This window comes from Pseudomonas sp. BF-B-15, from assembly GCF_019946675.1.
Lineage (GTDB): Bacteria > Pseudomonadota > Gammaproteobacteria > Pseudomonadales > Pseudomonadaceae > Aquipseudomonas > Aquipseudomonas migulae.
Genome location: NZ_JAGYFZ010000159.1, coordinates 1 through 8,193, shown reverse-complemented (window position 1 = coordinate 8,193; position 8,193 = coordinate 1). Strand labels below are relative to the sequence as shown.

Below are 8,193 nucleotides of genomic sequence, written 5' to 3'. Positions count from 1 at the left end.
GAGCGCGAGATTCGCGACGCTGCCGACATGCTGCGCAAGGCGCAACTCAAACACACTGAAATCCTGCCGTTGTACGCACGCTTGTCGCCGGCCGAACAGCAGCGGATTTTCCAGTCGCATCCGGGGCGTCGCGTGGTGTTGGCGACCAACGTCGCCGAAACGTCGCTGACCGTGCCGGGCATTCGTTACGTGATCGACAGCGGCACCGCGCGCATCAGCCGTTACAGCTATCGCGCCAAGGTCCAGCGCCTGCCCATCGAAGCAATTTCCCAGGCCAGCGCCAACCAGCGTAAAGGTCGATGCGGTCGGGTTGAGCCAGGCATTTGCGTACGGCTGTTCAGCGAAGAAGACTTCATTGGCCGCCCGGAATTTACCGACCCGGAAATCCTGCGGACCAACCTCGCGGCGGTGATTTTGCAGATGCTGCATCTGCGCCTCGGCGAGATCACCGATTTCCCGTTTATCGAGCCACCCGATGGCAAGGCCATCAGCGACGGTTTCAACCTGCTGCAAGAGCTGTCGGCGGTGGACCGCAACAGCCAGTTGACCCCGCTGGGGCGCCAATTGGCACGCCTGCCGGTGGACCCGCGCATGGGCCGCATGCTGCTCGAAGCGGCGAAACTCGGCAGCTTGCAGGAAGTGCTGATCGTCGCCAGCGCGATGTCGATTCAAGACCCGCGCGAGCGTCCGCCGGAACGTCAGCAAGCGGCGGATCAGGCGCATGCACAATGGAAGGACGTGGACTCGGACTTCGCCGGGCTGGTCAATCTGTGGCGTGGTTTTGAAGAGCAACGCCAGGCGCTGACGGCCAGTCCGCTGCGTAACTGGTGCCGCAAGAATTTCCTCAACTACCTGCGGTTGCGCGAGTGGCGCGACTCGCACCGTCAGTTGAGTTTGATCTGCCGCGACATGCAGTTGAGCCTGAACAAAGAGCCGGCGGATTACCCCAAGCTGCACAAAGCCGTGCTCTCGGGCCTGCTCAGCCAGATCGGGCAGAAAACCGATGAAGGCGATTACCTCGGTGCCCGGCAGCGGCGCTTCTGGATTCACCCATCATCGGGCCTTGGCAAAAAGCGCCCGCAATGGCTGATGACCGCCGAACTGGTGGAAACCACCAAGCTCTACGCGCGCATGGTCGCGAAGATCGATGCCGACTGGATCGAGCCGCTCGCCGGGCACCTGATCAAGAAAAACCACTTCGAACCCCATTGGGAGAAGAAGCGCGGGCAGGTCGTGGCGTTCGAACAGATCACCTTGTTCGGGCTGATCGTGGTCGGTCGTCGGCCGGTGCATTACGGGCCGATCGATCCGGTGGTGTCCCGTGAGTTTTTCATTCGCGAAGGCCTGGTGCGCGGCGAGATTCAATCCAAAGCAAAGTGCCTGACGGCCAACCAGCAACTGCTGGAACAACTCGACGAGCTGGAAGCCAAGGCTCGCCGTCGCGACATTCTGGCCGACGAAGAAACCCTGTTCGCCTTCTACGATGCGCGACTGCCGGCGGAGATTCACCAGACCGCGACCTTCGACAGCTGGTATCGGGTCAACAGCCAGAAAGACCCGCAACTGCTGATCATGCGCGAAGAAGACGTGTTGGCTCGTGAGGCCAGTGAAGTCACCGCGCTGCATTACCCGGACACCTTGCACATCGGCGATCTGGAACTGGCGCTCAGTTACCATTTCGAACCGAACCACCCGCGTGACGGCGTGACCCTGCGGGTGCCGGCGCCGCTGTTGCCGATGCTGCCGCCGGAACGTCTGGAGTGGCTGGTGCCCGGCGTGATCGAGGCCAAGTGCATTGCCTTGGTACGCAACCTGCCCAAGGCGTTGCGCAAGAATTTCGTGCCGGTGCCGGACTTCGTCAAAGCCGCGTTGCAGCGCATGACCTTTGCCGAGGGCTCATTGCCTCAGGCATTGGGTCGCGAGTTGCTGCGCATGACCGGTGCGCGGGTCAGCGATGAAGCGTGGACCGAAGCGGCGCAGCAGGTCGAAAATCACCTGCGGATGAACCTGGAAATCGTCGATGGCCAGGGCAAGTTCCTCGGCGAAGGACGAGATCTGGCGGAGCTCACCGCGCGATTCGCTGAAGCCAGCCAGGCCGCACTGGCCGTCCCGCAAACGGCAAAAAGTCAGCAACCGGTGGAGGCGAAAGTCTTCGCCGCCGTGGCGGAAAAGACCCAACAGAAGATCGCCGGGTTGTCGATGACGGTGTATCCGGCGCTCGTCGAAGAGGCCGGCACGGTCAAGGAAGGGCGGTTCTCGACGCCGGCCGAAGCCGAGTTCCAGCATCGCCGCGCGTTGCAGCGCCTGCTAATGCAACAACTGGCGGAACCGGCGAAGTTCCTGCGCGGCAAGTTGCCGGGCCTGACCGAGCTGGGCCTGATGTACCGCGACATGGGCCGCGTCGACAGTCTGGTGGAAGACATTCTGCTGGCCAGTCTCGACAGCTGCATCCTCGACGGCGAAGACCCGTTGCCGCGTGATGGCGCCGGATTGGCGGCGCTGGCCGAACGTAAACGCGGCGGCTGGACCGAGCATGCCGAGCGTCTGGCGAAGCTGACCCTGGAAATTCTCAAGCTCTGGCACGGCCTGCAAAAACGCTTCAAGGGCAAGATCGATCTGGCGCAGGCCGTGGCGTTGAATGACATCAAGCAGCAGCTCAGTCATCTGGTGTATCCGGGTTTCGTCCGCGAAACGCCGATGCAGTGGCTCAAGGAACTGCCGCGTTACCTGAAAGCCATCGAGCAGCGCTTCGAGAAACTGGCTGCGCAGGTGCAGAAGGATCGGGTCTGGAGCGGTGAGTTGTCCGGCCTCTGGACTCAATACCAGACTCGCGCCAGCAAACATGCCCAGGAAGGCAAACGCGATCCGCAGCTTGAGCTGTATCGCTGGTGGCTGGAGGAGTACCGGGTTTCGCTGTTCGCCCAGCAGTTGGGGACGAAGGTGCCGATTTCCGACAAACGCCTGAACAAGCAATGGACCCAGGTGGAACCCTAAAACCTGTAGGAGCACGGCTTGCCGGCGAAGGCGTCTTTGAATGCGATGCAAGGTTCAAGGCCGCCTTCGCCGGCAAGCCGTGCTCCTACAGGTTGGATATCTGCCGTTTGTCATTACTTGAACCGTAGTGCCGTTACACTCGCAAAAGGCGCCAAACCCCAACGTTTATGGCAAACTTCGCGCCTATAAACGCCGGCCCCGCGGTTTTGAGCCTCCACAGGTTCGGGCGGTTCGGAATAAAGCGATGCCAGGTTTGCTTCCTGTGACGGGAACAGACCCTTTATGTATTGGTACGTCGGTGCCAATGCTTTCTGCCTGAACAGATTAGAGAAACGACCATGCATAACGTCGTCATCAGCGGCACCGGCCTGTACACCCCGGCCAACAGCATTTCCAACGAAGAGCTGGTGCAGTCTTTCAACGCTTACGTCGCGCAGTTCAACGCCGACAACGCCGACGCCATCGCCCGTGGCGAAGTCGAGGCATTGACCGAATCCAGCGCCGCGTTTATCGAAAAAGCCTCCGGTATCAAAAGCCGCTTCGTCATGGACAAGGACGGCATTCTCGACCCGCAACGCATGGCGCCACGCCTGCCGGAGCGCTCGAACGACGAGTGGTCGGTGCTTTGTCAGATGGCTATCGGCGCGGCCGAACAAGCCTTGCAGCGTGCCGGCAAAACCGCGGCGGACATCGACGGCGTGATCGTCGCTTGCTCCAATCTGCAACGCGCCTACCCGGCCATCGCCATCGAAGTCCAGGAAGCGCTGGGCATCCAGGGTTTCGGTTTCGACATGAACGTGGCCTGCTCCTCGGCAACCTTCGGCATTCAAGCGGCGGCCAACAGCGTGCAACTGGGCCACGCCCGGGCAGTGCTGATGGTCAACCCGGAAGTCTGCACCGGTCACCTGAACTTCCGTGACCGCGACAGCCACTTCATCTTCGGCGACGCGGCCACTGCGGTGATCATCGAGCGAGCGGAACTGGCGACGTCCAAGTACCAGTTCGACGTGGTCAGCACCAAGCTGCTGACCAAGTTCTCCAACAACATCCGCAACAACTTCGGCTTCCTCAACCGCGCGGCGGAAGAGGGCATCGGTGCCAAGGACAAACTGTTCGTGCAGGAAGGCCGCAAGGTGTTCAAGGAAGTCTGCCCGATGGTGGCCGAGCTGATCGGTGCGCACCTGGAAGAGAACCAGCTCAACGTCGGCGACGTGAAGCGCTTCTGGCTGCACCAGGCCAACCTCAGCATGAACCACTTGATCGTGAGGAAACTGCTGGGCCGCGAAGCCACCGAAGCAGAAGCCCCGGTGATTCTCGACACCTACGCCAACACCAGCTCTGCGGGCTCGGTGATTGCGTTTCACAAGAACCAGGATGATCTGGCGGCGGGTTCGCTGGCGGTGCTCAGCTCGTTCGGTGCCGGTTATTCGATTGGTAGCGTGATTCTGCGCAAGCGTTGAGTTGTCGCGGTAAATGAAAAGATCGCAGCCTGCGAAGGCTGCGATCTTTTTTTTGCATAAAAAAACTCGCGCTGCTGAATCGGACGGATGATGGGGACCGATACAGCAGCGCGAGTTTGTAAAAGCAGTTTGGGCGTCCTTGCCCGAACCGTGTAGCAGGGATCAGAACTTGGCTTCGGCATCCAGTTGCAGGGTGTTGATTTTCGAGTCGCGCAGGGTGGCGTTGGTGTAGTCGGAATCAGCCATGAAGTACGTCGCGCCGAGGGCGAAGTTCTTGTCGATCTCGTAGCTCACTTTCAACTTGCTGCCGCGCGAACCGGTGAAACCGTTGGCGAAGTCAGAGTCGGTGAAGGCGCCGACCACGGCGTTACGCTGTACGTCACGATAGTTGTAGTCCACGCCGAAGCCGAAGACGTTGGTCTTGACACCGGCCAACCAGCCCATGTCCTGATCGTTGCTGGCATCGTCGTTGTTGACGACTTGACCGTAGATCGACAATGGCATTGGCAGGCCGCCGATGTCGAGCTGACCAAAGCCTTCGTACAGTTTGAACTGTTCGTTCGCCGTGTTGCCGTTAATGGCCAGTCGGCAGGTGTTCGCCGCACAGGTATTGTTGATGTCGTTGTCGTTGTCGTAAGCGTAGAGACTGCCACCCAAGGTCATTTTCAGGTTGTCAGTGATCGCGAAACGCGCGCCCAACTGGCCTGAGTACAGACGCAGGTCGTGGCGGAACTGCTTGCCTTCGCCGTCGACGTTGTCCTTGAGGGTGAAGTGGCCGGCGCTACCGAACAGCTCGGTGCTGCCGCCCAGCGGGTATTTGTAAGTCACTGCCAGACCTTCCGGGTTGATGTCGCTATCCCAGATGATGTCGCCCATGCTCACCCATGGTTGCGCCATCTTGCCGCCGATCAAGTGCAGATTCTTGATGGCGTCAGGGTGGTAGTCGACGTAACCCTGGTCCAGCCAGATATCCTTCTTGGTGAAGTTGCCATCCAGGCTCTGGTTGGTGGAACGAGAGTCGTTGTCGCTGCCAGTGGCAATACGGATGCCGGTGTCCACTTGCGGGTTGATTGCAGTGTAGGCACCCAGGCGGACGCGAATACGTTGACGATCCTGGTCGCCGGTGTTGGAAACGCCGTCGTTCTTGACTGTTTCCTGGCGGAAACGCACGTCACCCTTGAACTGGGTCTTGGCTGCCCACGCCAGTTTCTGGTCGAAGGTGCTCAGTGCTTCGGTTTTCTTCGCGGTGGCCGCGATCTGCTCGTTAGTCTCTTGCTGAGCCTGACGGGCGATTTGCTGATCCTTCTGATCCCTGGCCAGTTCGGCTTGCAACTCGCTGTACTGCGCGTTGGTAATCGAACCGTTAGCCTTCAGCATGTCGAGCAGTTTGGCGTCGACTGCGGCGCTGGCCGGAACACTCATGGCCAGCAGCAGGCCGCCACACAGGGCCGCCGCAGTTTTCGTGGAAGCAAGACGCATATCAATCTCCGAAGATGAGAGGGGATGACTTAGCCATCCAGGGCACAACCGACCGATGTCGGACGGAAAACAGTGATCGGGATAGAACCCGACGCTCTAAAAACTGGCGCCAGTATCGCGATGGTTTATGACAAGGCAGTGGCAAAGTGATGGCGGCTCGATGACGATACAAAGTGCGAAGGAACTTTCTATTCCGGGCCCTGTCGGCGGATCACGAGTGTGGATTGCGCTTCGATAGGCGATACTCGCGAGGCTTTTACGCCAAGAAGTGGAGAGGGAAGTGATGCCGCTGCAACGCCTGGAACGACTGTCCGAAATAGCCCCGCACACTTGGGATGCCCTGGTGCCGCAAACCCAGCCGTTTCTGCGCCATGCCTTTCTCAGTTCACTGGAGGACAGCGGCAGCGTCGGTCCGCATTCCGGTTGGCAGCCCGAGCATTTGTTGCACATGGACGGGGACCGGTTGATCGCCGCGCTGCCCAGTTACCGCAAGTGGCATTCCTATGGCGAGTACGTGTTCGATCACGCCTGGGCCGATGCCTGCGAGCGTGCGGGCATCGACTATTACCCCAAACTGTTGACCGCCGTGCCGTTCAGCCCGGTCAGCGGACCGCGCTTGCTGGCGGCCTCGGTCGAGGACGGTTTCGAACTGCTGAAGAGTTTGCCGGGTTACCTCGAGATCGAAGAACTCTCCAGTGCGCACATCAATTTCACCGATCCGTTCACCGACGCGGCGCTGGCCGAACAACCCGGCTGGCTGCAGCGCATCGGCTGTCAGTACCACTGGCAAAATCGCGGCTATCGGGATTTTCAGGACTTCCTCGACGTCCTCAGTTCGCGCAAGCGCAAGCAGATGCGCAAAGAGCGCGAGCAAGTGGCGGGGCAGGGGTTTGATTTCGAGTGGCTGGAAGGCAAGCAACTGGATCAGGCGCAGTGGGATTTCGTTTACGCCTGTTACGCCAACACCTACGCGGTGCGCCGGCAACGGCCCTATCTGACGCGGGAATTTTTCAGTCTGTTGGCCGAGCGCATGCCGGAATCGATTCGCGTGGTCCTGGCCAAACAGGGCTCACGGCCGGTGGCCATGGCCTTCAGCCTGGTGGGCGGCGACAGTTTTTATGGGCGTTACTGGGGTTGTCTGGCGGAGTTCGATCGTCTGCATTTCGAGACGTGTTTCTATCAAGGGATGGACTACGCAATTGCCAACGGTTTTCAGCGTTTCGATGCCGGTGCTCAGGGTGAGCACAAACTGATTCGCGGGTTTGAACCAGTGATCACCCATTCCTGGCACTACTTGCGCCATCCCGGCTTGAAAGCCGCCGTCAAAGACTTCCTTCATCAGGAGCGTCTCGGCGTCCTGGCCTATGCCGAGGAAGCGAGGACCGCCTTGCCTTACCGACAGGACTGATCCTCTTCCATGGGGTCAAGTGCCTTCCTTGCCCAGCCACCGATATGTCACACCACCGACCACCGCACCCAGCAGCGGCGCGACCCAGAACATCCACAGTTGCGCGATCGCCCAGCCGCCGACAATCAGGGCCGGGCCGGTACTGCGGGCCGGGTTGACCGAGGTGTTGGTGATGGGAATGGAGATCAGGTGGATCAGTGTCAGGGCCAGGCCGATGGCGATCGGTGCCAGCCCGGCCGGCGCACGTTTGTCGGTGGCACCGAGGATGATCAGCACAAACATCGCGGTCATCACCAGCTCACAGACAAAGCCTGCGGCCATCGAGTATTTGCCGGGGGAGTGTTCGCCGTAGCCGTTGGAGGCCAGGCCGGCGGAGAGGTCGAAGCCTTCCTTGCCGCTGGCGATGTAGTAGATCAACGCGGCGGCGATGATCCCGCCGATGACCTGGGCGATGATGTAGGCGGGCAGTTCCTTGGCGGGGAATCGGCCACCGACTGACAAACCGACCGATACGGCGGGGTTGAGATGACAACCGGAGATGTGGCCGATGGCGAAGGCCATGGTCAGTACGGTGAGACCAAACGCGATGGCCACACCGAGTACTCCGATCCCAAGCGGAGAAGACGCGGCCAGAACCGCACTGCCGCAACCCCCCAACACCAGCCAGAACGTACCTAACAACTCAGTGACTGAACGTTTGAACAGAGACATGAGAGTGTCCTTGATAGGTTTCCTATCGAGACTGTATCGAGTTATGCATCCTGCAGATTTACGACAGGCTCATCTCCAGAACCTTGGCTGAGTACAGCAGGGTTTTTCTGGAATTCCAGTGGGCTTAGAGCTGTTGGGGGC

The 8,193-nt window shown here is 60.1% G+C and carries 5 protein-coding genes; 3 read left to right on the top strand and 2 right to left on the bottom strand.

Annotation, left to right across the window (positions count from 1 at the left end; translation table 11 throughout):
- Together hrpA and KGA97_RS28245 are read left to right on the top strand one after the other, a co-directional pair.
- Positions 1-2,994, top strand: a 2,994-nt coding sequence (hrpA, locus tag KGA97_RS28250) for an ATP-dependent RNA helicase HrpA (protein WP_223481903.1), incomplete at its 5' end; no start/stop codon positions are given.
- A 338-nt stretch (positions 2,995-3,332) separates the two neighbouring features.
- The gene (locus KGA97_RS28245; protein WP_223481902.1) at positions 3,333-4,454 is read left to right on the top strand and encodes a beta-ketoacyl-ACP synthase III; all 1,122 of its coding nucleotides are present in this window, start codon (positions 3,333-3,335) and stop codon (positions 4,452-4,454) included.
- 162 nt (positions 4,455-4,616) lie between these two features.
- Here the strand turns inward: KGA97_RS28245 and KGA97_RS28240 are convergent, their stop codons facing one another.
- Complete coding sequence (locus tag KGA97_RS28240; RefSeq protein ID WP_008029035.1) at positions 4,617-5,933, bottom strand: putative porin; 1,317 nt, start codon at positions 5,931-5,933, stop codon at positions 4,617-4,619.
- 283 nt (positions 5,934-6,216) lie between these two features.
- Between KGA97_RS28240 and KGA97_RS28235 the strand changes: the two genes are divergently transcribed.
- Positions 6,217-7,341, top strand: coding sequence for a GNAT family N-acetyltransferase (locus tag KGA97_RS28235; RefSeq protein ID WP_008043467.1), 1,125 nt, complete (start codon positions 6,217-6,219; stop codon positions 7,339-7,341).
- Between the two features lie 15 nt (positions 7,342-7,356).
- Here KGA97_RS28235 and aqpZ read toward each other — a convergent pair whose 3' ends face one another.
- Complete coding sequence (gene aqpZ, locus KGA97_RS28230) at positions 7,357-8,052, bottom strand: aquaporin Z (protein ID WP_008029032.1); 696 nt, start codon at positions 8,050-8,052, stop codon at positions 7,357-7,359.
- Positions 8,053-8,193 lie beyond the last annotated feature (141 nt).